The 22,465-nt window shown below is 73.4% G+C and carries 21 protein-coding genes, 1 tRNA gene and 1 pseudogene; 10 read left to right on the top strand and 13 right to left on the bottom strand.

Annotation, left to right across the window (positions count from 1 at the left end):
• Window position 1 precedes the first annotated feature (1 nt).
• Window positions 2-1,324, top strand: a complete 1,323-nt coding sequence (locus E0F75_RS27620) for a sensor histidine kinase (RefSeq protein WP_308189613.1) — start codon at window positions 2-4, stop codon at window positions 1,322-1,324.
• Complete coding sequence (locus E0F75_RS27615; protein WP_229313654.1) at window positions 1,321-1,998, top strand: response regulator transcription factor; 678 nt, start codon at window positions 1,321-1,323, stop codon at window positions 1,996-1,998. Before E0F75_RS27620 ends, E0F75_RS27615 begins: the two co-directional genes overlap by 4 nt.
• 112 nt (window positions 1,999-2,110) lie before the next feature.
• On the opposite strand, the gene E0F75_RS27610 is transcribed toward E0F75_RS27615, so the two are convergent.
• Together E0F75_RS27610 and E0F75_RS27605 are read right to left on the bottom strand one after the other, a co-directional pair.
• Window positions 2,111-2,887 carry a LuxR family transcriptional regulator gene (locus E0F75_RS27610; protein ID WP_229313653.1) on the bottom strand — a complete coding sequence of 259 codons (777 nt, stop codon included), beginning with the start codon at window positions 2,885-2,887 and terminating at the stop codon, window positions 2,111-2,113.
• Window positions 2,888-2,918: 31 nt separating this feature from the next.
• Window positions 2,919-4,631: an amidohydrolase gene (locus E0F75_RS27605; RefSeq protein ID WP_229313652.1), complete on the bottom strand. Its 1,713-nt coding sequence runs from the start codon at window positions 4,629-4,631 to the stop codon at window positions 2,919-2,921.
• A 258-nt stretch (window positions 4,632-4,889) separates the two neighbouring features.
• Between E0F75_RS27605 and E0F75_RS27600 the strand changes: the two genes are divergently transcribed.
• The gene (locus tag E0F75_RS27600; protein WP_229313651.1) at window positions 4,890-5,597 is read left to right on the top strand and encodes a DUF998 domain-containing protein; all 708 of its coding nucleotides are present in this window, start codon (window positions 4,890-4,892) and stop codon (window positions 5,595-5,597) included.
• A 145-nt stretch (window positions 5,598-5,742) separates the two neighbouring features.
• Here E0F75_RS27600 and E0F75_RS27595 read toward each other — a convergent pair.
• The 7 genes from E0F75_RS27595 to E0F75_RS27565 form a co-directional block, all read right to left on the bottom strand.
• Window positions 5,743-5,816 (bottom strand) — tRNA-Pro (locus E0F75_RS27595).
• A gap of 161 nt (window positions 5,817-5,977) precedes the next feature.
• Entirely contained in the window at window positions 5,978-6,562 is a 585-nt protein-coding gene (locus E0F75_RS27590) for a GAF domain-containing protein (protein WP_229313650.1), read from the bottom strand.
• Window positions 6,559-7,182, bottom strand: coding sequence for an ATP/GTP-binding protein (locus E0F75_RS27585; RefSeq protein ID WP_229313649.1), 624 nt, complete (start codon window positions 7,180-7,182; stop codon window positions 6,559-6,561). The genes E0F75_RS27590 and E0F75_RS27585 overlap by 4 nt, the downstream gene beginning before the upstream one ends.
• Window positions 7,160-7,537, bottom strand: coding sequence for a DUF742 domain-containing protein (locus E0F75_RS27580; protein WP_229313648.1), 378 nt, complete (start codon window positions 7,535-7,537; stop codon window positions 7,160-7,162). Before E0F75_RS27580 ends, E0F75_RS27585 begins: the two co-directional genes overlap by 23 nt.
• Complete coding sequence (locus E0F75_RS27575; protein ID WP_229313647.1) at window positions 7,534-7,968, bottom strand: roadblock/LC7 domain-containing protein; 435 nt, start codon at window positions 7,966-7,968, stop codon at window positions 7,534-7,536. The genes E0F75_RS27580 and E0F75_RS27575 overlap by 4 nt, the downstream gene beginning before the upstream one ends.
• A gap of 5 nt (window positions 7,969-7,973) precedes the next feature.
• A complete protein-coding gene (locus tag E0F75_RS27570; RefSeq protein WP_229313646.1) occupies window positions 7,974-9,788 on the bottom strand; it encodes a sensor histidine kinase KdpD in 1,815 nt (604 codons plus the stop codon).
• Window positions 9,789-10,177: 389 nt separating this feature from the next.
• Window positions 10,178-11,485 (bottom strand): MBL fold metallo-hydrolase, encoded by a 1,308-nt coding sequence (locus E0F75_RS27565; RefSeq protein WP_229313645.1) that lies wholly within the window; start codon window positions 11,483-11,485, stop codon window positions 10,178-10,180.
• A gap of 164 nt (window positions 11,486-11,649) precedes the next feature.
• On the opposite strand from E0F75_RS27565, the gene E0F75_RS27560 reads away from it, so the two are divergent.
• Window positions 11,650-12,828 (top strand): Glu/Leu/Phe/Val dehydrogenase dimerization domain-containing protein, encoded by a 1,179-nt coding sequence (locus E0F75_RS27560; protein ID WP_229313644.1) that lies wholly within the window; start codon window positions 11,650-11,652, stop codon window positions 12,826-12,828.
• 64 nt (window positions 12,829-12,892) lie between these two features.
• Window positions 12,893-13,480: pseudogene (locus E0F75_RS27555) on the top strand (TetR/AcrR family transcriptional regulator); the annotation flags it as partial.
• Between the two features lie 195 nt (window positions 13,481-13,675).
• Here E0F75_RS27555 and E0F75_RS27550 read toward each other — a convergent pair.
• From E0F75_RS27550 to E0F75_RS27540, 3 genes are all read right to left on the bottom strand, one after another.
• Window positions 13,676-14,443 carry an SIMPL domain-containing protein gene (locus tag E0F75_RS27550; protein WP_229313643.1) on the bottom strand — a complete coding sequence of 256 codons (768 nt, stop codon included), beginning with the start codon at window positions 14,441-14,443 and terminating at the stop codon, window positions 13,676-13,678.
• A 173-nt stretch (window positions 14,444-14,616) separates the two neighbouring features.
• Complete coding sequence (locus tag E0F75_RS27545) at window positions 14,617-15,732, bottom strand: DUF6745 domain-containing protein (RefSeq protein WP_374115439.1); 1,116 nt, start codon at window positions 15,730-15,732, stop codon at window positions 14,617-14,619.
• A gap of 85 nt (window positions 15,733-15,817) precedes the next feature.
• Entirely contained in the window at window positions 15,818-16,144 is a 327-nt protein-coding gene (locus E0F75_RS27540) for a hypothetical protein (protein ID WP_229313642.1), read from the bottom strand.
• A 229-nt stretch (window positions 16,145-16,373) separates the two neighbouring features.
• On the opposite strand from E0F75_RS27540, the gene E0F75_RS27535 reads away from it, so the two are divergent.
• The 5 genes from E0F75_RS27535 to E0F75_RS27515 all read left to right on the top strand — a co-directional run bounded on the left by E0F75_RS27535 (window position 16,374) and on the right by E0F75_RS27515 (window position 21,632).
• Window positions 16,374-17,339: an STM4015 family protein gene (locus E0F75_RS27535; RefSeq protein ID WP_229313641.1), complete on the top strand. Its 966-nt coding sequence runs from the start codon at window positions 16,374-16,376 to the stop codon at window positions 17,337-17,339.
• Window positions 17,336-18,505 carry an STM4014 family protein gene (locus E0F75_RS27530; protein ID WP_229313640.1) on the top strand — a complete coding sequence of 390 codons (1,170 nt, stop codon included), beginning with the start codon at window positions 17,336-17,338 and terminating at the stop codon, window positions 18,503-18,505. Before E0F75_RS27535 ends, E0F75_RS27530 begins: the two co-directional genes overlap by 4 nt.
• An 11-nt stretch (window positions 18,506-18,516) precedes the next feature.
• Window positions 18,517-19,338: an STM4013/SEN3800 family hydrolase gene (locus E0F75_RS27525; RefSeq protein ID WP_229313691.1), complete on the top strand. Its 822-nt coding sequence runs from the start codon at window positions 18,517-18,519 to the stop codon at window positions 19,336-19,338.
• The gene (locus E0F75_RS27520; RefSeq protein WP_229313639.1) at window positions 19,335-20,672 is read left to right on the top strand and encodes an STM4012 family radical SAM protein; all 1,338 of its coding nucleotides are present in this window, start codon (window positions 19,335-19,337) and stop codon (window positions 20,670-20,672) included. The genes E0F75_RS27525 and E0F75_RS27520 overlap by 4 nt, the downstream gene beginning before the upstream one ends.
• Window positions 20,673-20,753: 81 nt before the next feature.
• Window positions 20,754-21,632, top strand: a complete 879-nt coding sequence (locus E0F75_RS27515) for an STM4011 family radical SAM protein (RefSeq protein ID WP_229313638.1) — start codon at window positions 20,754-20,756, stop codon at window positions 21,630-21,632.
• Here the strand turns inward: E0F75_RS27515 and E0F75_RS27510 are convergent.
• Window positions 21,619-22,413 (bottom strand): SGNH/GDSL hydrolase family protein, encoded by a 795-nt coding sequence (locus E0F75_RS27510; RefSeq protein WP_229313637.1) that lies wholly within the window; start codon window positions 22,411-22,413, stop codon window positions 21,619-21,621. The two genes, E0F75_RS27515 and E0F75_RS27510, sit on opposite strands and share 14 nt — an antisense overlap.
• Between the last annotated feature and the right edge of the window lie 52 nt (window positions 22,414-22,465).

Here is a 22,465-nt window from a genome sequence, read left to right as displayed (position 1 = left end):
GGTGGACCTGACCGACAAGGGGGAACGGGTGGGGGACGGTTACGGGCGGGCGCTGGGCGCCGCCCTGCGCAGGGTGCCGAGCACACTGCGCCGCGGCTTGTGGACGACGGCCCGCGACCCATTGCCCCGTCAGACCTGGTTCGGCTGGCTTCCGCACGGACACCTCGTGCTGCTCGCCGTCTTCGCTGGCTTCGCCAAGATGGCCGAGTACGGCGAGGCGATGACCGTCCTCACCGCCCCGGTCGAACTCCTCGTGGTCCTCCAGGCCGCCGCCCTCGTCCTCGCCCTGAGCCGACCGGTGCCGGCCTGGTGGCTGTCCACGCTCAGCCTGGTCCTGACCGCCGAGATCGCCGACGCGACCGTCGGGCCCGACCTGCTCTGGCCCTGGAGCATCTGGGGCATCGTCGTGCACACCTTCGTGGTGTTGCTCCTCGCGCTGCGGGTCCCCCCACTCGTCACCGCCGCCACGCTCCTGCTCACCGTGCTCTCCGGCCTCGGCAGCGTGGCCGCGCCCTCGGGCATCGTCCACAACGAGGAGCTGGCCGCCGGCACGCTCGCCTTCTCGATCGCGGCGGTCGTCGGCGCCTCCCTGCGGTTGAGCCGGGTGGCCCGGAACAGACTGGTCGAACAAGAGGTCCTCACCGCCGAGGAGCGGGCCATGCGCACCGTCCTGGAGGAGCGCGGACGGATCGCCCGTGAACTCCACGACGTCGTCGCCCACCACATGTCCGTGATCTCCATCCAGGCACAGGTGGCCCCGCACCTCGTCGAGAACCCCTCCGCGGAACTGCGGGAGAACCTGGCGGGCATCCGCCAGAACGCCGTCGAGGCGCTGACCGAACTGCGCCGCGTCCTCGGCGTCCTGCGTGCGGAGGACCCGGCGGCCGACTCCCTGCGGCACGCCCCGCAACCCACCCTGGACCGGCTCGACGAGCTGCTCGACAACGTCCGGGCCGCCGGCCTGTCCGTCGACACCGCCACCAGCGGAGAACGCCGCCGGCTCTCGCCGGGCGTCGAGCTGTCCGCGTACCGCATCGTCCAGGAGGCGCTCAGCAACGCGATGCGGCACGCGCCCGGAGCCCCGGTGCGGGTGGAGACCGGCTACCTGACCACCGGACTCACCCTCCGGATCGCCAACGCCCCGGCCCCGCGCCCCGTCGACCCCACCACCCTCCCGCTGTCGCCGGGACTCGGCCACGGCCTGCTCGGCATGCGGGAACGCACCGCCATGCTGGGCGGCGAGCTGGTCGCCGGGCCGACCACGGACGGCGGCTACGAGGTGACCGCCACCCTGCCCCTCGACACCCCCAAGGACGGCACATGACCGGCGGCACCATCCGCGTCCTCATCGCGGACGACCAGATGATGGTCAGACAGGGGTTCACGGTGCTGCTCAACGCCGAACCCGGCATCGAGGTCGTCGGTCAGGCCGTGGACGGCGCCGACGCGGTGGCCAAGGTCGCGGAACTCTCGCCCGACGTCGTCCTGATGGACATCCGCATGCCCGGAACCGGCGGCATCGAGGCCACCCGCATCCTCACCGCGGCCGCCGGCTCGACCGTGAAGGTCCTCGTCCTGACCACCTTCGACCTCGACGAGTACGTCTACGAGGCCCTGCGGGCCGGCGCCTCGGGGTTCCTGCTGAAGGACGCCTCCGCCGACGAACTCGCCGAGGCCGTGAGAGTGGTGGCGCGGGGTGACGCCCTGCTCGCCCCTGACCTCACCAAACGCCTGATCGCGGAGTTCTCCCGGCTCAGTGTCACGCCGCGCAGCCCCCTCAAGGAACGCGTGGGGGCGCTGACGGAGCGGGAGACCGAGGTCCTGACCCTCGTCGCCCAGGGCCTGTCGAACGCGGAGATAGCGACCCGTCTCGTCGTGGCCGAACAGACCGTCAAGACCCATGTGAGCCGCATCCTCGTCAAGCTGGGGCTGCGCGACCGCACCCAGGCGGCCGTCTTCGCGTTCGACATCGGCCTCGTCCGCCCGGCAGGCCGCTGAACACGCCCTGCCCCGAACGGCGAACGCCTCGGGGGGCGACACACATGCGGGCCCGCACACGACCGGACGACGAGCCGGGAGGTGGGAAGTCCCCTGCTCGCGGGGGTCCTTGTCAGTACGAGGGTTCGATTCCCCATGCGGCGGCCCGGGCGGCGGCGGCCGCGCGATTGGGGAGATCGAGCTTGGCGAGAATGTGCTCGATGTGCGTACCCACGGTGCGCGGGGTGATGTACAGCCGTTCGGCGATCTCCCGGTTGGTGCGGCCGGCGGTCAGCTCGGCGAGCACCTGGAGCTCCCGCGGCGAGAGCCCGCCCGGCCGCCGGGCGCCCCTGGCGGGGTCGGGGGCGGTGGCGACCTCCTCGGGCGGCGGGCACGCGCGGGGGTCGACGGCCGCGGACAGGGCCTCGGTGAGCAGGGTGACCACGGCGCGCGCCGGGTCGGTGGTGCGCAGCGGCGCGCGGGTGCTGACGTTCAGCATGCCGACGTACCGGCCGTCGGCGGCGAAGAGGCACTGGGCCACGCCGTCCTCGATCCCGAGGGGGCTCAGCACCTCCTGGAACCCCGGCGACGCCGCGAGGAGCTGCCGGGGGACGTCCTTGAGCCAGAGCCCGCCCCGGTCCGGGCCGCGGAGCACGGGGAACACCGGGTCGTGGTGGAGGCGGGTCTCGATGTAGGCCGTGGCGTCGTCGGGGTAGCTCCCGGCCAGGGTGGTGTGGCAGCCGCGCAGCGGATCCCACCGGGCCAGGGAGGCGTGGTCGTACGCCATCACCTCGGACAGCGCCGCCAGGACCCCGTCGACGCCGGTAGCACCGGTCGTGGCGCGCCTGGCGGCCTCACGGACGTGGACGGCCGCGTCCAGGATGTCCGCCGTGCTCCGCTCCGCTGCCATCCCCCCAGGATGATCACCTGCCCGGAATACGTCAATCGCGCAGCGTGTCGTGCACGACGCGCCCGTCCATGACGGTGAGGAGGACGGGCAACTCCGGGATGTCGTGGGGGTCGGCGGTGAGCAGGTCACCGTCGAGCACGCACAGGTCGGCGACCTTGCCCGGCTCCAGGGAGCCCTTCCAGTCGTCGGCGAAGTCCTGCCAGGCCGCGTCGATCGTGTACGTACGGATCGCCTCGGCCAGGCCGATGCACTGCTCGGGACCACTGACGCGGCCGGTGGCCTTCGACTCGCGCAGCATCATGGTGGCGACGCCCTGGCGCCAGTCCGGGTACGTGACGGGGGCGTCGGACCCGCTCGCGACCCGTACACCGGCGTCGAGGGCGTCGCGGTAGGGCCAGGCGTACGCGGCACGTCCGGTGCCGACGAACTCCTCCTCCATGTCGGCCACGGTCCACTTGATGGTGGGGTTCATGTTGACGCCGAAGTCGTGCGCGGCGAGGAGCTTCATGCTGTGCGCGGTGAGGAAGTCGCCGTGGATGACGTAGTGGCGGGCGTCGGCCCGCGGGTGCTCGGTCACGGCCGCCGCGAAGGCTTCCGCGACGGTGTCGCCGGCCCGGTCGCCGGTGACGTGGACGCCCAGCTGGTACCCGGCGGCGTGGGCGTGCCGGATCATCGCCCCGATCTCGGCGGTCCGCTCGTCGTCCGTCTCGCCGCCGACGCAGAGGGAGCCGCAGCCGCCGCCGACGTACGGCTCGTGCATCCAGGCCGTCTTGTTGGGGACGATGCCGTCGCCGAAGATCTTGACGCCGTGCACCGCGAGGAGCCGCGGATCGGCGTCACCGGAGGCTCCGGTGTCGGCGAGGGCGGTGAGAGTGCGGACGAACTCCTCTGCGGTGCCGGCCATTCCGGTGGGCAGGAGGAGGACGCCGACGCGGGCGGTCAGTTCGCCGTCGGCGTGCAGGCGCCGGTAGACGTCGAGGGTCTCCCCGCCGAGCGCGCCCCGCATGATGCCGTCGCCGCCGGGGCCGAGGCCGGGCTCGGTGTAGCTGGTCACGCCGAGCCGGGCGAGTGTGGCGAGGGTCGACCTGATCGCGTCGGTCCGCTCCTGCCGGTCGAGTGCGGGCAGCGCGTTCTGGACGAGGGCCTGGGCGCCCTCGTGGAGCAGTCCGGTCGGCTCGCCGGCCTCGTCCACGACGATGGCCCCGCCGGGCGGCGCCACGGTGTGCCGGTCGATCCCCATGAGCTCCAGTGCCTTGGAGTTGACCCAGGTGGCGTGGCCGGAGAAGGAGTACAGGACGACGGGGTGGTCCGGGCTCACGGCGTCGAGGTCGTGGAGCGAGGGCTGCCGCGACGGATCGGCGACGCACTCGTCGAGGTAGCCGGTGTCCCAGCCGTGCCCCGTGATCCACTGCCCGCCCGGCACCCGCCCGACGGTCTCCCGGACCACGTCGGCCACGTCGGTGAGGGAGGAGACGGCGGGGTGGGCGACATCGAGGGAGAGCGGCGGCGTCGCCATGCCGAAGGCGCATCCGTGCAGATGGGAATCGTTGATCCCGGGAAGCAGCGTCGCCCCCCGCAGGTCGACGACGCGGGTGTCGGGTCCGACGAGCGGCGCCACGTCGTCCCGCCCGCCGACGGCGCTGATGATCCCGCCGGTCACCGCCAGGGCCGAGGCGACGGAGAACTCCGCGTCGACCGTGACCACCCGGCCGTCGAGAAACACCAGGTCCGCATACGTGTCCACAGAGGGTCCTTTCACACACCGGGCGCACGGCGGCACCCGCAAACGATCTCCCGAGGACTATGTCCGCGCCCGTGCGCCCGGCACATCGGTCATCCCACCGATACGCCGTCCGGCGATCCGGAGCGATGGCCGAATGCCGGGACGGAGAGCGGGGGGTGGGGCGGACCCCACCCCGCGCCAGGGGGTTCGTCGGAGTGCCCCGGTCCGGCGCCTCGTGATCGACTGCCCGTACGGGTTCACACGGGGGAGGGCGGACGGATGAAGGTCCGGATCGGTTACGCGGCATGGATCGTCGGCGTGGTGCAGTTCTTCGTGATCCACGGGATCGCCGAGTCGGCCTGGGCGAGACCGTACAGCTGGGCACAGAACAACATCAGCGACCTGGGGAACGCCCGTTGCGCGCTGCAGGCAGCCCCCGAACCGCGGTACGTCTGCTCCCCGGAGCACGGCCTGATGAACGGCTCGTTCATCGTCCTGGGAGTGCTGCTCGTCGTCGGTGCCGTCCTGACCGGCGACGCCCTGTGGCGCAAGGGGCCGGCCGCCACCCTCGCCCGGCTGCTCCTGGCCGGCGCCGGCACGGGGTTCGTCCTGGCCGGCCTGGCTCCCGCCGACGTCGACGAGAACCTGCACGTCCTGGGCGCCCTCCTCGTCATGGCCGGGGGCAATATCGGCCTCGCCCTGGCCGGATCAGGCCTGGCGCATCGAGTCCGGCCCCCGCTGCGACGGGCCACCGCCCTGCTGGGGATCACGGCGATCACGGCTCTCGGGCTGTTCCTCTCCCGCCACTACCTGGGCCTGGGCATGGGCGGCATGGAGCGGGTCGCCGCGTTCCCGCTCCTGCTCTGGGCTCTGGCCGTCGGCGCCCTCGGCCTCGTCCCCGGCGGCCGTGGGGGCCCGGCGTCAGCACGCCCCGGGCGGGGTCGGGCGGAAGGGACGGGACGGACGAGGGAGAGTGCATCGAGTTGACGTTCATGATCTGCACTGGACCGGCCCGCCCCGGTGTTCCCGTGAGCCAGGTCACATCGAGTTGATCCCCGAGTGGCCCCCAAAAACGATCAAGGGGCCGTTTCAGATTGCTCTGAAACGGCCCCTGATCTACGACTTCGAAAAGTCGGGACGACAGGATTTGAACCTGCGACCCCTTGACCCCCAGTCAAGTGCGCTACCAAGCTGCGCCACGTCCCGCTGCCCGTCTGACCTGGGGTTTCCCCCGGCTGGACGCGCATGAGAACAATACCGCACTTTCCCTGGTGGTCACGAACCCTTTCCCGGCCCCCGGAGACGCCGCACACGAGAAGCGCACCACTCACTCTCCGTGACGCGCCTCTCCGCCGACGTCGTGACGGTCAGAGCATGCCGCCCTCGCGACGGTCGATCTGCTCCATCAGCTCCGCCGCCATCGCCTTGATCGTCTCGAGCCCGGCGCGCCCCCACGGCCGGACGTCGGTGTCGACCACGCAGATGGTGCCGAGCGCGACACCGGTGCGGTCCATCAGCGGCGCCCCCATGTAGGAGCGGATGCCGATCTCGTCCACGACCGGGTTCCCCGCGAAGCGCGGGTAGTCGCAGACGTCCTCCAGGACGAGCGCCTTGCGGCGCACCACGACGTGCGGGCAGTAGCCGTGGTCGCGGGCCATGAAGCGGCCGACGCCGGCGGCGCCCGCGACGGCAGCGCCCAGGCCGCCGCCCGAGTGGGTGCCCCAGTGGGTGCCCTCGGGGGTGTGCAGACCGGCGAAGAACTGCCGGTTCTCGTCGATGAAGTTGACCATCGAGAACGGGACTCCGGTCACGTCCGCGAGCCGGTGGGCGAACTCGTCGAACGCCGGCTCCGGCCGCTCCCCTAGACCGAGTTCGCGCAGCCGCCGCACACGGGCCGGCGCGTCCTTGTCGATGGGGGTCAGCAGGAGGTGACCGGTGGGGTCGTACGTCAAGACGTGGCTCCGTAGCTCGGCACGGCGGCCGGGGTATGGGTGAGCAGATGCTGGACGAGGGTCAGCAGAGTGCGGATGCCCGAGCTGGAGATCCGGGCGTCGCAGAGGACGACCGGCACCTCCGGCTTGAGGTCGAGCGCGGTCCGTACCTCGTCCGGCTCGTAGCGGAAGGAGCCGTCGAACTCGTTGACCGCCACGACGAACCGGAGGCCCCGCCGTTCGAAGAAGTCCACGGCGGCGAAGCACTCCTGGAGCCGACGGGTGTCGGCCAGGACGACCGCCCCGAGCGCACCCTCGGAGAGTTCGTCCCACATGAACCAGAAGCGTTCCTGGCCTGGGGTGCCGAAGAGGTAGAGGACATGACGGTCGTCGAGGGTGATGCGGCCGAAGTCCAGGGCCACGGTGGTCGTGGTCTTGGACTCCACGCCCTCCAGGCTGTCGGTCGCGACGCTGACCGCGGTCAGCAGTTCTTCGGTGCTCAGCGGTTCGATCTCGCTGACCGCGCCCACGAGCGTCGTCTTGCCCACTCCGAAGCCGCCCGCCACCAGGATCTTGAGCGCGGTGGGGAACGCGGTGGTCGCGAAACTGTCGTGGCGCTCAGAGCCGTTGTCGTAGGCCATCGAGCACTGCCTCCAGCAAGGAACGGTCGGTCGGGTTGGCGTGGAACCGGGGAGCGCGGGCGGTGAGCGCCCCGCAGTCCACGAGGTCGGAGAGCAGGACCTTGGTGACCACGGCGGGAAGCCGTAGGTGCGCCGCGATCTCGGCCACCGAGGTGGGCCCGTCGCACAGCCCGAGGGCCACGCTGTGCTCCGGACCCATGTGAGCCTGGGGTGACGAGCCGGTCGCCATCACCATGGACAGCAGGTCCAGTGCGGTGGTCGGCCTGGTCCGGCCACCGCTGACGGCGTACGGACGGATCAGCCGGCCGGCCGCGTCGTCGAGCCAGGGCCCTTCCTGGGAGGTCGTCCCGTTCACTGGCCGATGCCGCCCACCGCTCCGGCTGCCTGCCGGGCGGGGGTGACCAGGTACGGCCGGACGCTCTTGACGAGCATCGCCATCTCGTACCCGAGGACCGCGGCGTCCGCCTCGCGGCCGGCCAGCACCGCCAGGCAGGTGCCGGAACCCGCCGTGGACACGAACAGGAGGGTGGAGTCGAGCTCCACGACCACCTGCCGCACCTCGCCGCCGTCGCCGAACCGGGCGCCGGCGCTGCGGCCGAGGGAGTACAGGCCGGAGGCGAGGGCCGCCATGTGGTCGGCGGCGTCGGGGTCGAGGCCGTGGACGGATTTCACGAGGCCGTCGGAGGAGAGCAGAACGGCGTTGCGGGTGTACGGGACCCGCTGGACAAGGCCGCTCAGCAGCCAGTCGAGGTCCGAGGAATGGCCGGTCGGCACACTGCTCGCCATGGTGTCTACTCCTTGTGCGCGTCGCCTGGACGCGGCGATTCGTGGGGGGCGGGCTGGGACTCGGCGAGACCGATGCCGCGCTGGAACGCGGCCATCAGGCCGGGGTCGTGCAGGACGTGCTCCTCGGGCTTGCGGGCCACCGGTTCGTCGCGCAGCTGCGGGACGATGTGCTCCTGGGCGCGCCGCTTGGGGAGCGCGGGCCGTCCATGGGCCTCGGGCGCCGGGGGGAGCGGCGAGAAGAAGGAGGCCGGCGGGCCCGGGGGTTCCGCTCCGGCCGACTGCGCCGGTGTCGCGGACGTCCGGCCGGAGTCCGCGTAGCCGTGGGACCGCTCGGTGGTACGGGGGTGGCTGAGCGGGTCGTGGGCCGGTGCCGGGGCGGTCATGGGAGCCGTCATGGGAGCCGGGGCCGTCGCCGGGGCGGTGACCGCGGGCGTGGGCTGCGACGGCACGTGCGACTGCGCCGTCGGCTGGGGCTGCGCCGTCGGCTGGGGCTGCGTCAGCACCTGGTCCGGCGGGACCGCGGAGGATCCGGCGGTCGCGGCGGTCTGGCGCTCGTGCTGGGCGAGACCCTCGGGGTCGGCTCCGAGGAGGCCCTGCGGGAGCACCAGGACGGCCTGGACGCCGCCGTAGATGTTGGACTGGAGTCGTACGGCGATGCCGTGGCGGCGGGCGAGGGCCGAGACGACGAAGAGTCCGATGCGGCCGTCCTGGAGCAGATGCGCGACGTTGACCTGGTCGGGGTCGGCGAGCAGGGCGTTCATCTTGTCCTGTTCGGTGACGGGCATGCCGAGGCCGCGGTCCTCGACCTCGATCGCGAGGCCGGCCGTGACGTACTGCGCGCGGAGCAGCACGGTGGTGTGCGGCGCGGAGAACAGCGTGGCGTTCTCGACGAGTTCGGCGAGGAGGTGGATGACGTCGGCCACGGCATGGCCCCGGAGCGCACCGTCGATCGGGGGGACGAGCTTGACCCGCGGGTACTGCTCGACCTCGGCGATGGAGGAGCGCAGCACCTCGGTGATGGTGACCGGGTTCGACCACTGGCGGCGGGAGATGGCGCCACCGAGCACGGCGAGGTTCTCGGCGTGCCGGCGGATGCGGGTGGCCAGGTGGTCGACGTGGAACAGGCCCTTGAGCAGCTCCGGGTCCTCGACCTCGTTCTCCAGCTCGTCGAGGAGCTGGATCTCGCGGTGGACCAGGGATTGCAGGCGCCGGGCGAGGTTGACGAAGACCTCGACCTTCTGTTCGTCTCCGACGCTGCTGGAGAGCCTGGACGCCTGCACGACGGCTGCCACGGCGGCCTCGTGAGAGCGCGTCAGCTCCTGGGAGAGCAGGTCGAATTCGTCGCCGGAGGCGGTGCCGGGCGGCAGCTCGGGGCGGGGCGGAATCCCCTCTCCCCTGCGCAACTGTTCGATGATCGTCTGCAGTTCGCTCTGGCCGCGGGCGCTGGTGCGGCGCAGGAGGTTGCAGCGGTCGAGGACCGCCTTGGCGGCACGGTCGGCGCCGAGCGCGGCGGCCGTCACGGAGGCCACCGTGATCGCGGCGGCGCCGGTGAGCGCGGCCCAGAGGCCGGGCGTCGGGGTGGCGCCGGTGGAGCGGATGGTGAAGAGCACGGCCGCGGCCCCGCCCAGTGCCACCGCGACGGCGGGAAGCACGGAGGTGCGGAGGAGCTGGGGGCGTAACCGGGCTTCCATGGTGTGCGAGGCGCGGGGCTGCGTCGGGGGGGTGCTACCGGTACCGGGGGCGGGGCGGGCGCCTGACCGGCCGTGCCGGCCGCCCTCGCGTCGATCGGACCGCGAGGCGGGTGCGCGAACTTGCGACATGAGTGTCCTTGGTACGTACGTGCCCAGGAATCGGCGTACTGCGGGTGAGTTACGGGAGTGGACTACGGGGGTACTGCGAGGGGCGCTTCAGGGGGTGTGCGACGTGTGCACTGAGAGCCTACCGATGATCACCAGCCACACACTGTAGTCGTCAACCGTTCATGTGCGGTGCGCAGTTGGCAAACCTACCCGCAGACCGGCCCGCTCTGGTATCACCTCCGACCCGACAGGCCGAGAAGCTTCGGCCGAAACGCGACGTCGCGGCGTGGAGGAGGCGTCGAGCACCGGCAACGGCAGAGGGCGGAGGCGTCCTGCGCCTCCGCCCTCTGCGGAAATGCCCCCGACCGGACTCCCGGGAGGGGTGTGGACCATCCGGCCCGCTCGCGGCCTCAGGGGGTCCGTGCCGCCTCGGGCGCACCCCGCCCGGCGTCCGTACCGGGTTCGCCGGAGCTCCGCCCCGCGTCCGCGCCGGTGTTCGCACCCGCGTTTGCTTCCGCGTTCGCATCCGCTTTCCCGTGCGACACGCCGGCGAGCGAACCGTCACCGTCGGTGAGAGCGGGCGCCGCCCAGCCGCCGGAGGGGACGCGGGCGACCGGACGCCACCAGGGGCTGTCGGGCACCTGTTCGGCGCCCGGCTCGAAGGGCTCGCCCGGGATGGGCAGGGCGATCCGCTGGGCGGCTCCGGCGGCGGCCTCGACGGTGCCCTCCCCCGGTTCGGCCCAGGGGTGCGGGGCGAGGTTGAAGGTGCCCCAGTGGATCGGCAGCATCACCCCGGCGGGCCCGCCGCCCTGGAGGTCCAGATGCGCCCGCATGCCCTCGGCGGGGGTCATGTGGATGTCGGTCCAGAACTCCGAGTAGGCACCGATCTGGATCATGGTGGCGTCGAAGGGGCCGTGGGCCGCGCCGATGTCCTTGAACCCGGAGAAGTACCCGGTGTCCCCGCTGTGGAAGATGCGGTGGGAGGGGCCCGTCACGACCCAGGAGGCCCAGAGCGTCATCTGCCGGTTGCGCAGTCCGCGGCCGCAGAAGTGCCGGGCCGGGGTGGCCGTGAGCCGCAGCTCGCCGATCTCGGTGGACTCGTTCCAGTCCAGCTCGCGCAGCCGGGAGGCGGGCACCCCCCAGCGCTCCAGGTGGGCGCCGACGCCCAGCGGCACCGCGAAGACGGTGTCGGTGGTGGCGAGCGCCTTGATCGTCGGCAGGTCGAGGTGGTCGTAGTGGTCGTGGGAGATCACGACGACGTCGACCGGGCCGAGGGCGGCGAGCGGCGCGGGCACCGGGTGGAGCCGCTTGGGGCCGGCGAAGGGGAAGGGGGAGCAGCGCTCGCCCCAGACGGGGTCGAAGAGCACCCGGTGGCCGTCGATCTCGGCGAGTACGCCGGAGTGCCCCATCCAGGTCAGGCGCAGCCCGGTGGCCGGGGGCCTGGCCAGGTCGGCGACGGTGGTGGGGTGGACCGGGATCGTGCCGGTGGGGGCGCGGCGCGAACGGCCTTCCTTGTCGAAGTAGATCTTGGCGAACTCGACGCCGGAACCCGAGGGGCCGCGTCGGGCGGCTTCGGGGTTCTGGAAGATCCCGTCCGCGAAGTTCGGCGAGCGGTGGATACGGGCGAGGCGCTCGCCCGTGGGGTCCGCGCCGAAGGACTCGGGGCGCAGCGCGCGCAGCCGGGCCCGTGGCGAGCGGTCGGAGCCGGTACCGGTCACAGGACCTCCTGATCTCTGGGGGTCGTTCCATTATGGGCGGACCGCGCCGCGAACGGTCTGCGCGGTCAGCCATACTGAACCGTCATTCAGTACATCCGGCCGGTCGTACCGGCTTTCCGGCCCGCCCTCACCTGGCCCGTCCGCCCCTCCCGAGGAGATGTCCGATGAGTTCCGCCCCGCTGCTTTCCGTCGGCTGGACCGACCACGTGACCGGTCGCCGGGGCCATCTGGTGGTCGACCGGCTGGTACGCGGGGTGGCCAGCGGCGGCCTGCGGATGAGGGAGGGCTGCACGGTCGAGGAGGTCACCGGGCTCGCCCGCGGGATGACCATGAAGGAGGCCCTGCACTACGACCCCGAGGCCCGGTACGTGCCGCTGGGCGGCGCCAAGGGCGGCATCGACTGCGACCCCCGCTCCCCCGAGGCGTACGGCGTCCTCGTGCGCTACCTGCGGGCGATGCGGCCGTACGTCGAGCGGTTCTGGACCACCGGGGAGGACCTGGGACTCACCCAGGACCTGGTGGACCGCGCCGTGGCCGAGGCGGGCCTGGTCTCCTCGGTGCAGGCCGTGTACCCGCTCCTGGACGACGAGAGGACGGCCCGGGAGCGGCTCGCCGACGCCTTCGCGATCGAGGTCGACGGCATCGGACTCGACGAGCTGGTCGGCGGTCTGGGGGTCGCCGAGTCGGTCCTCACCGCCCTCGACCGGGCCGACCGGGCGTACGCCGGGACCCGGGTGTCGGTGCAGGGGCTCGGCACGATGGGCGGGGCGACCGCCCGGTTCCTGGTGCGCGCCGGACTGCGGGTGGTGGCCGTGGCCGACGTCCGGGGCACGATCGTGAATCCGGACGGCCTCGACGTCGAGGCGCTGCTCGCGGCCCGGGACGCCCACGGCGCCGTCGACCGCTCGGCCCTGCGGCCCGGAGACCGGGAGGAGCCCGGGGACGCCTGGCTCGCGGCCGAGGCGGAGGTGCTGGTCCCGGCGGCCGTCTCGTACGCGATCGACGCCGGGAACCAGGGACGGATCACGGCCCGCTGGATCGCCGAGGCGGCGAACATGCCGGTGCTGCCCGAGGCCGAGGAGGCCCTCGCCGCGCGCGGGGTCACGGTGCTGCCCGACGTGGTCGTGAACTCGTGCACGAACGCCTGGTGGTGGTGGACGCTCTTCGGCGACATCGAGGCCGACGCCGACCAGGCCTTCGCCCGGGTGCGCGGGGCCATGCGGACGCTCGTCGACGGGATGCTCGACCGGGCGGAGGCGGACGGCACGAGTCCACGCGCCGCGGCGCACGCGCTGGTGGACGAGCGGCTGCCGCAGATCGCCGAACGCTACGGCTGGTACTGAACCCCCCGCCGCCCCAGGCCGCTGGCGATCATGCCCGCGTCACGTGCTGTGTAAGGTGCGTGACGTGGCAAGAGTGCGGTTGAGCGTGGCCGAGCGGCGGGAGGAGCTGCTGCGGGCCGCCGTCGAGCAGATCGAGGTGCGCGGGGTCGCCGCCGTCCGGATCGCCGACGTGGCCTCGGCGCTCGGAGTGAGCAACGCCCTGGTGCTCTACCACTTCTCGTCCAAGGAACAACTGGTCGCCGCGGCCTTCGCGCACGCCGCCGAGGGCGACCTCGCCCATCTGCGCCGGCTCCTCGGGCGCCGCTCCACCGCCGTACGCCGCCTCAGGGCCGCCGTGCGCTGGTACGCGCCGACCGGGCAGGCCAAGGGCTGGCGGCTGTGGATCGAGGGCTGGGCGGCCTCCCTGCGCGACCCCGGGCTGCGCCGGGTCGCCGCCTCCCTCGACCAGGAGTGGAAGGCGGCACTGACCCGGGTGATCGCGGAGGGGGCCGAGGCCGGGGAGTTCCGCTGCGCGGACCCGGCGGCCGCCGCCTGGCGGCTCACCGCCTTCCTCGACGGCCTCGCCGTCCAGACGACGGCCTACGCCGGCTCCCTCTCCCGCACCGCGATGCTGCGCTGGGCCGACGCCGCCCTCGCCCGCGAGCTGAACCTGCCGGGCGAGGGCGAGGGCGAGAGGGCCGGCGAGGACACGGGTACGGGCCGGGGCGCCGGTGCCGGCGAAGACACGGGCCCGGTCCGGGGCGCCGGTGCCGGCGAGAGCACGGGCCCGGTCCGGGGCGGGGACGACGTGCCCTCCGGCACCTGACCACCGGCTCGGGCGACGGGCCTCCGGGCCGCCCTCACCGGGTCACACCAGCTCGAAGACGGCCGAGACGGTGACCTGCTCCTCGATCTCGCCGGGGGCCATCGGGACGCTCCCCTCGTCGTGGGCGATGCCGGGGGCGGCGCCGGGACCGGGGCGCGCGGACTCCCCCTCGCTGAGCGAGACGAGCCGGCCGAGCTGGTGGCCACTGAGGCGGGCGTGCTGTGCCGCCTTGTCGTACGCGTCCCGGTAGGCGGCCTCGCGTGCCTTCACCCGCAGGGCCGACGGGTCGGCGACGTCGAAGACGACACCGTTGATCCGGCCGGAGTCTCCGGTGGCGTCGTTGACTGCGCCGATGACCTGGCCGGCCCTGTCGATCTCGCGGACCTTCACGGAGAAGGACTGCCCGGCCTGGTAGCCGGTCACCTTGCTCTCGCCCGCGGCGTTCTGTGTGTAGACCGGGGACAGCGAGAGGCTGTCGGTACGGATGTCCCGCTCGGCGATCCTCTGCTTGTCCAGCACGGCGACGAGGGCCTCGGCGGCGGTGTTCTGCGCGGCCATCGCCTCCTTCGCGGTCTTGCGGGTGGCCTCGACCCCGACGGAGAGGATCGCCAGGTCGGGCGCCGCGGACGCGCGGCCGTGGCCGGTGACGGTGACCGTGGCGGGCGCCTCCGCCCGGACGGCACGCGGGGCCGTCCGCCCGGGCGCGGCGGCCAGGGCGGGCGCCACTGTGCCGGCGAGCAGCCCGCCGAGCACGGCGGTGGCGGCGAGCAGACGGGCGGTACGGGCGGCGCTTGGCCGACGGATCGTCACGGGCGGTCCCTTCGAGGCTGGGTGCCGGGGCTCCGACGGGCACATCCCAGCACCCGCCACCGCCGCCTCCCGTACGCCACTCCCGACCGCCGGCGCCCTTCACCTCTCCGTACCAGTCGCGCCTCCGCGCGTCCGGGCCGCCGCTGCCGGGCCGCCGCCCCGGGGCCGCGCGCTCAGGTCTGGACGAGCGGCTCGTACCCGTCGGGGTGCAGCCCGAAGGTCCAGGCGACGCCCTCCCGCGCGGTCCGGGTCGTGGGCGGGACCCGGAGCCAGTACGTGCGGTGGCTGCCGTCCGGCTCGGGCGTGGAGTTGACCACCTCGACCATCACCACGTCCTCGTCGTCGGCCAGCTCGATCCGCCACAGGACGCCGGTCTCGTCACGGTGCTCGTGCCGTGCGCCCGAGGCGGCGAGGTAGCGGTCGTAGCCGTAGTACTCCAGCATCACGCGCCGCAGTTCGGCGTTCTCCTCCTGCCGTATCCGCTCCGGGGTGAGACCGGCGAGCCCGGCGAGGAAGTCGGCGGGCACGGTCATCCCCCGCCAGGCGTACAGGGCGAAGCCGTCGGCGAAGGCCAGCGCGGGGCCGTCGCCCCGGTCGAGCCGCCCGGCCTCGTCCCGGTGCAGCTCGACGGGCCGCTCGCAGACCACGGCGACGTTCTCGTACGGCCACCACCAGCCCGCGTGCCGGGCAACGGCGGCCAGGCCGGCGAGGCGGTCGCCGTGGCCCTCGAAGGCGGCCAGCCAGGCGGCGTCGTGCTGACCGAGCACCGCGTCGAGCAGCACGAGCCGCAGGGCGGTCGCCTCCCGCGCGGTAGCGGCCGGACCGGCCGCCGTGCCGGGGCCCACGGCGGCAGCGGTCGCGGAGGCCGTCGCCTCCCCTGCTCCACCGGTGGGCACGGTCGCCGGGCCGGTCACAGGGCGGGACGCCGCCTCCGTCACTCCGGCCCGTATCCGATCGGCCAGGCCACGGGTGAGGTCCCAGAGCGGGGCCCCGGTCGCCAGCCAGTGGGCAGCCCAGCCCGCCGGGCCGAGGTCGTCGTGGAGACGGCGCCGCTCCTCCGCCCACGGCCGGGTGCGCACCTCGTCCCGTACCGAACGGCCCTGGCCGGCCAGCCCCCGTACGAGCGTGACGGCCGCGAGCGGCGAGGCCGCCCACAGCACGCGCGCGGGTTCGGCAAGCCCCGCCGTGCGGTAGGCGAGCCGGACGCCGGCCTCGGCGGCGGCGCGGTCGGCGGGCCCGGTGGCCGCGGCGACGGACCGCCACTTCTCCCGTGCGGTGGTGTGGTTCATCTCGGCGTGGTTCATCTCGGCGTGGTTCATCTCGGCGTGGTTCATGCCGGCGTGGTTCATGTGGAAGCCCCCAGGTCTCTCTCGGTCAGTCCGCGACGATCCGGTACGCGCCGGGCATGTACTCCCGCTGGCGCACCACCCGGTACCAGCCCTTGGGCAGCGGTATCGGGGCGTGCTCCTCGTGCACCACCCGGCCGCCCTCGGGCAGTTCGAGGAGCAGCGGGCCGAACGGCCCCGGCTCCCGGACCAACCGGCCGGGCCCGGGAATCGCGTGGGCGTGCCCGGTGACCTCGCCGAGCGCGAGGACCAGACGTCCCCGGGCGTCCCTCGGCTCCCCCGCCGCCGCCCTCACCCGCTCCGGAACGGCCGTCTCCGCGACGGGCGCGATCAGTACGTCTCCCTGCCGGTACATGGCTCTCCCCTCCCCGTTCGGCGCGGTACGGCCGAACACGAAACGACGCTAGAGGCCGGGTCTGACAATCGAGCCCGGACTCCGGCCCGGAGTCCGCGGTCGACTGTCGGAGCAGACCTCCGCCCTCCGGGCTCCTCGGAGACCCACCCTCCGGAGGGCGTTGTCGGTGCCGCTTGGTAGAACTCTTGGCATCAGCCGATCCACGCCGTCCGTTGTCGGGAGCGCAGTCATGACCGTTGGCCACTACCTCGAGGAATTCCACGGGCTGCCCGTGTTCCACTTCCAGGACACGGACTCGGACGCGCGGGTCGAACTTCCCGACGCCGCGGCGGTCGCCTGGCGGCTCTCGTCGCCGACCTACTGCGAGGACGACGACGAGCAGTGGGGTGCCCAGTTCGAGCGTTTCCTGAAGACGGTCGACGTCGGCCGGGTGCGCGCCCTGGTCGTCGGCGGCTGGGACGAGGCGTACGAGAACTCCTCGGCGGACATCGTCACGGCGCTCATCGCCGCCAACAACCGGCTGACCTCCCTGGAGGCGGTCTTCCTCGGCGACATGGCGGGCGAGGACTGCGAGATCTCCTGGATCATCCAGTCCGATGTGACCCCGCTGCTCGCCGCCTACCCGGCCCTGCGGGCGTTCGGGGTGCGCGGAGGCTCGGAGCTGGCCTTCCCCTCGATCCGGCACACCGGTCTGGAGAGCCTGGTCGTGGAGACCGGCGGTCTGGGCGCCGAGGTCGTGCGCGGGATCGCGGGCAGTGACCTGCCCGCCCTGGAGAAGCTGGAACTCTGGCTCGGCACCGACGAGTACGGCGGCGACAGCACCGCCGACGACCTGGCGCCGCTGCTCTCCGGAGCGGGGTTCCCCGCCCTTCGCTCGCTCGGCCTGTGCAACAGCGTCATCCAGGACGCCGTCGCCGCCGCCGTGGCGGGCGCCCCCGTCCTCGCCCGGATCGAGCGGCTCGACCTGTCGATGGGCGTCCTCACGGACGAGGGCGCGGCGGCCCTGCTCGACGGCCAGCCGCTGACCCACCTCAGCCACCTCGACCTCTCCCACCACTACCTGTCGGAGGTCATGCGGGAGCGGGTGCTCGCCGCGCTCGCCCCGCACGGCGTGGCCGTCGACCTCGACGACGCGCAGGAGGCGGAAGACGAAGGGGACGGCCGCGTCTGGCGGTACGTCGCGGTCGCCGAATGACCGCCCACCCGCGCCTCGTGGTCGTCGGGGATCCGGCGGGCCGCCGCGTCGCGTTCTTCCAGGACGCGCTGCGGTCCGCCGGGCTGCCCGGGGCGCGGGTGGTGTCCTGGCCCGAGGTGCTGCGCGGTGCGGCACGGTTCGCGGCGGGCGAGACCGTGCGCCTGGACTCGCCCGGCGAGGACCCCGAGGCCGACCGGCTGCTCCGGGAGGTCGACGATCCGGCACGGGTCGAGGGCACCGGCCGCTGGTACGCGCGGTTCGTCGCCGCCACCGCGGAGCTCGCCCGGTCCGTCGCCGAGGCGGGCGCCGTGCTCGTCGACGATCCCGCCGACCTGGCGGAGCTGTTCGACAAGCGGCTGAGCCACGGCCTGCTCCGCGCGGCCGGGGTACCGGTGCCCGAGTCGCCGACGTCCGGCCCCTCCGCCCCGGTCGTACGCGGCTGGGCGGACGTCAGGGCGCTGACCGCCGGGCCCGGACTGCGCCGGGTCTTCGTGAAGCTCGCGCACGGCTCCTCGGCCTCGGGGGTGCTCGCGGTCGAGACGAACGGCGCGGGCCGGGTCCAGGCCACCACCTCGGTGGAGCGCGGACCCGACGGACGGCTCTTCAACTCCCTGCGGGTGCGGCGCTATACGAGCGAGCACGAGGTCGCCGCGATCGTGGACGCCCTCGCCCCCGACGGGCTGCACGTCGAGCGCTGGCTGCCCAAGGCCGTCCAGGGCGGCCGGGCGGCCGACCTGCGGGTGGTGGTGATCGACGGGCGGGCCACCCACGCCGTGCTGCGCACCAGCCACTCCCCCATGACCAATCTCCATCTGGGCGGGACCCGGGGCGATCTGCACGCGGCCCGGGCCGCGATCGCCGCGGCCGGTGCGCGGTGGACGGACGCGCTCGACGTGTGCGAGCGGGCCGCCGCGGTCTTCCCCGGCACCCGGTGCGTGGGCGTCGACCTGCTGCCCGCGACGGGCTGGCGCCGCTTCGCCGTGGGCGAGGTCAACGCCTTCGGCGATCTGCTGCCGGGCCTCACGGGCCTGCCCGGCAGCGGCGCCGAGGGCCTCGACACGTACGCGGCCCAGGTCGCCGCCCAGTTCCCCCGCACCCACCGACTCACCAGCACCAGCACCAGCACCAGCACCAGCACCAGCACCACAGGAACGAGCACCGCGTGAACCAGCCCGACATGAACACGATCGTCGGGAGCCACGATCTGCTCCTGGTCACCCTCGACACGCTGCGGTACGACGTGGCGGCCGAGCTCGCGGCCGCGGGCCGCATCCCGCACCTGGCCCGTCATCTCCCCGGCGGCGTCTGGGAGCGGCGACACGCGCCCGGCAGCTTCACCTACGCCTCCCACCAGGCGATCTTCGCCGGATTCCTGCCGACCCCGGCCTCCCCCGGCCCGCACCCACGGCTGTTCGCGGCGCGCTTCGCCGGCAGTGAGACCACCTCCGACGGCACCTACGTCCACGACACCCCGGACTTCGTGTCCGCCCTCGCGGGCGCGGGCTACCGGACGGTCTGCGTCGGCGGTGTCGGCTTCTTCAATCAGCAGCCGCCGCTCGGCACCGTGCTCCCCGGCCTCTTCCAGGAGAGCCACTGGGAGCCGTCGTTCGGCGTGGCCTCCCCCACCTCCTTCGAGTCGCAGGTCGCGCGCGCGGAGGAGGTCGTCGCCGGGCTCCCGCACGAGCGGCGGCTGTTCCTCTTCGTCAACGTGTCGGCGCTGCACCAGCCCAACTGGTTCCATCTGCCGGGCGCCACCCGCGAGGCCGGCGACTCGCGGGCCACCCACGCCGCCGCCCTGGAGTACGTCGACCGGCACATCGGGCGGCTCTTCGCCGCGATGAGCAGCCGCCGACCGTGCCTCGCGATCGTCTGCTCCGACCACGGCACCGCGTACGGGGAGGACGGGTACACCGGTCACCGGCTCGGCCACGAGGTCGTGTGGACGGTCCCGTACGCGCAGTTCGAGCTCGCCGGTCCGGAGCGGGAGGGCGTGGCATGAGCGACAGCGCCGCCCCGCGTCCCTACCGGAGCTACGTCTACGCCTACCCGCACAAGACGGCGTACCGGCCGCTCCCCGATCCCGCGCCCTCGCTCGCCGCACTCTGGCGGGCCGAGCCGAAGGACGCGCTCTCCCTCTACGCGCACATACCGTTCTGCGAGGTCCGCTGCGGCTTCTGCAACCTCTTCACCCGGATCGGCGCCCCCGACGAGCTGGCCACGCGCTATCTCGACGCGCTCGACCGCCAGGCCACGGCCGTCCGCGAGGCCCTCGGCGACCGGGACCCGGTGCGGTTCGCGACGGCCGCGTTCGGCGGCGGCACACCCACTTTCCTGACCGCCGGCGAGCTGGAGCGGCTCTGCGACATCGCCGAGAAGCGGATGGGCGTGGATCTGCGGGCGGTGCCGCTGTCCGTGGAGACCTCCCCCGCGACGGCGACCGCCGACCGCCTCGCCCTGCTCGCCGAGCGGGGCGCGACCCGGCTCAGCATCGGGGTGCAGAGCTTCGTGGAGGCCGAGGCGCGGGCGGCCGTCCGGCCGCAGCGCCGCGCGGACGTCGAATCGGCCCTCGGCCGGATCCGGGACACCGGCGTCCCCGTGCTCAACATCGACCTGATCTACGGCATCGACGGCCAGACCGAGGAGTCCTGGCGCTCCTCGCTCGACGCCGCCCTCGCCTGGCGCCCGGAGGAGCTGTACCTCTATCCGCTGTACGTGCGGCCGCTCACCGGCCTCGGCCGGATCTCCCCCGCCGCCGACCGGGAGTGGGACGAGCAGCGGCTGCGCCTCTACCGGTACGGCCGGGACCATCTCCTCGCGCACGGCTACGAGCAGGTGTCGATGCGGATGTTCCGCCGCACGGACGCCGCACCGCTGGGCCCCGACGACTACGCCTGCCAGACCGACGGGATGATCGGCCTGGGCTGCGGGGCCCGCTCGTACACCTCGGACCTGCACTACTCCTTCGACTACGCCGTCGACATGCGGGAGATCCGTACGATCATCGACGCCTACACGGAGACCGCGGACTTCTCGCGGGCCGAGGTCGGCCGGTGGGTCGACGCGGGGGAGGCCAGGCGTCGCCATCTGCTCCAGTCGCTGCTCCAGGCCGAGGGCATGCCGGTCGCCGGGTACGAGGAGCGGTTCGGCGCCTCGCCGTTCGCGGACTTCCCGGTGGAGCTGGGCCGGTTCGAGGCCCTCGGCTGGCTGGACGAGGAGGCGCCGGCCGGGCTGCTCCGGCTGTCCGCGGAGGGCCTGGCCCACTCGGACGGCCTCGGCCCGGAGCTCTTCTCCCCCTCGGTGCGGGCCGCGATGGCCGCGTACGAGCCGAAGTAGGCGGCGACCGTGGACCTGACACCGTTGCCGATCCCGGGCCCGGGCACAGACCTGACACCGTCGCCGATCACGGGCCCCGGCATGGACCTGACCCTGCTCTACCGCGGGCCGCTCTCCTCCTGCGACTTCGACTGCCCGTACTGCCCGTTCGCCAAGCGCCGGGACAGCCGGGAGCAGCTGCGCGCGGACCGGGCGGCGCTCGAACGGTTCACCGGGTGGGCCGCCGGGCAGACCGAGGACCGGCTGCGCGTCCTCTTCACCCCGTGGGGCGAGGGCCTGGTCCGCTCCTGGTACCGGCGGGCGCTGGTCGAGCTGTCCCGGCTCCCCCATGTGGAGCGGGTGGCGATCCAGACGAATCTGAGCTGCCGGACCGACTGGCTGGCGGAGGCGGACCCGGAGAGCGTGGCGCTCTGGTGCACGTACCACCCGGGCCAGACGCCGTACGAGCGCTTCCTCGCCAAGTGCGGGGAGCTGGCGGAGCGGGGCGTCCGCTTCAGCGTCGGCGTCGTCGGGCTTCCCGAGCACGCGGAGCACGCCCGGCGGCTGCGGGCCGCCCTGCCGGCGCACGTCTACCTCTGGGTGAACGCCGCGGACGGGCACGCGTACACCGACGCGGAGGCCGCGGAGTGGACGCGGATCGACCCGCTCTTCCCGTACAGCCGTCATCCGCACCGCTCGGCGGGACTGCCGTGCCGGACCGGGGAGTCGGTGATCTCGGTGGACGGCGAGGGGACGGTACGGCGCTGCCATTTCGTCAAGGCCGAGCTGGGGAACCTGTACGACGGCTCGTACCGCGCCGCCCTCCGCCCCCGGGCCTGCCCCCTCGCCGTCTGCGACTGTCACATCGGCTATGTCCATCTGGAGACGCTGCCGCTGTACGACGTGTTCGCCGGCGGGGTCCTGGAGCGGATCCCCGCCGTCGCGCACCCGCCGGCGTTCCCCGGAACTACAGGGGCATGAGGTCGGGGCGCTTCGCCTCGACGTGGTCGCCGGAGCTCTCGCCGCGCAGCCGGCGGCCGATCCAGGGCACGAGGTACTCCCTGGCCCAGTGGATGTCGTCGCGGCGCACCTCGAGCGTGCCGCGCGGGGGTACCGGCGGCCACATCTGGTCCGGGTCGGCCGGCACCGGCATGCCGAGGACCTGGGCGGCGCGCAGGGCGACCCGGGTGTGGCCGTCGGACGAGAGGTGCAGCCGGTCGTCGTCCCAGGCGCGCCGGTCCTGCACGGACTTCAGTGACCAGAGGTCGAGGACCGGGCAGCCGTAGCGGTCCGCGATGGCCCGGACGTGCCCGTTGTACGTGGCGATCTTGCCGCGCAGGTGCTTGAGGAGCGTGACGCCGCGGGTGTCGAAGCCGGTGGTCACCATCACGGTGCCGACGGCGGAGGTGAGTTCGGCGACGGCGCGCTCGAAGCGCTCGGCGACCTCGTCGGGGTCGGTGCCGGGGCGGATGATGTCGTTGCCGCCGGCGCAGAAGGTCACCAGGTCGGGGGCGAGTTCCTTCGCCCGGGGGACCTGTTCCGCCACGATCTGGTCGAGGAGGCGCCCGCGTACGGCCAGGTTGGCGTAGCGGAAGGCGTCGTGCTCCGGCAGCTGGTCGGCGAGCAGGACCGCGAAGCGGTCCGCCCAGCCGACGTACGTCCCGTCGGGCCCGGGGTCTCCGACGCCCTCGGTGAAGCTGTCACCGATCGCCGCGTACGACCCGAATGCGTGCTTGTCTCTTGATCTCGAATCGTCTGCCACGGGAGCACATCCTTCCCCTTCGGATGTGACCTACGCGACCGTAAGGAGGGGT

Origin of the sequence: Streptomyces sp. CB02980 (assembly GCF_014451325.2) — a bacterium.
Classification (GTDB): Bacteria; Actinomycetota; Actinomycetes; order Streptomycetales; family Streptomycetaceae; genus Streptomyces.
Note: the sequence above shows the minus strand (reverse complement) of the source record. Positions and strands in the feature narration are given on the sequence as shown.

Coding starts and splice junctions, on each gene's coding strand:
- E0F75_RS27545 (WP_374115439.1), bottom strand. CDS start 15,732: ATGAACCACACCACCGCACGGGAGAAGTGGCGGTCCGTCGCCGCGGCC.
- E0F75_RS27520 (WP_229313639.1), top strand. CDS start 19,335: ATGAGCGACAGCGCCGCCCCGCGTCCCTACCGGAGCTACGTCTACGCC.
- E0F75_RS27610 (WP_229313653.1), bottom strand. CDS start 2,887: ATGGCAGCGGAGCGGAGCACGGCGGACATCCTGGACGCGGCCGTCCAC.
- E0F75_RS27600 (WP_229313651.1), top strand. CDS start 4,890: ATGAAGGTCCGGATCGGTTACGCGGCATGGATCGTCGGCGTGGTGCAG.
- E0F75_RS27575 (WP_229313647.1), bottom strand. CDS start 7,968: ATGGCGAGCAGTGTGCCGACCGGCCATTCCTCGGACCTCGACTGGCTG.
- E0F75_RS27535 (WP_229313641.1), top strand. CDS start 16,374: ATGACCGTTGGCCACTACCTCGAGGAATTCCACGGGCTGCCCGTGTTC.
- E0F75_RS27515 (WP_229313638.1), top strand. CDS start 20,754: ATGGACCTGACCCTGCTCTACCGCGGGCCGCTCTCCTCCTGCGACTTC.
- E0F75_RS27560 (WP_229313644.1), top strand. CDS start 11,650: ATGAGTTCCGCCCCGCTGCTTTCCGTCGGCTGGACCGACCACGTGACC.
- E0F75_RS27525 (WP_229313691.1), top strand. CDS start 18,517: ATGAACACGATCGTCGGGAGCCACGATCTGCTCCTGGTCACCCTCGAC.
- E0F75_RS27530 (WP_229313640.1), top strand. CDS start 17,336: ATGACCGCCCACCCGCGCCTCGTGGTCGTCGGGGATCCGGCGGGCCGC.
- E0F75_RS27540 (WP_229313642.1), bottom strand. CDS start 16,144: ATGTACCGGCAGGGAGACGTACTGATCGCGCCCGTCGCGGAGACGGCC.
- E0F75_RS27570 (WP_229313646.1), bottom strand. CDS start 9,788: ATGTCGCAAGTTCGCGCACCCGCCTCGCGGTCCGATCGACGCGAGGGC.
- E0F75_RS27615 (WP_229313654.1), top strand. CDS start 1,321: ATGACCGGCGGCACCATCCGCGTCCTCATCGCGGACGACCAGATGATG.
- E0F75_RS27585 (WP_229313649.1), bottom strand. CDS start 7,182: ATGGCCTACGACAACGGCTCTGAGCGCCACGACAGTTTCGCGACCACC.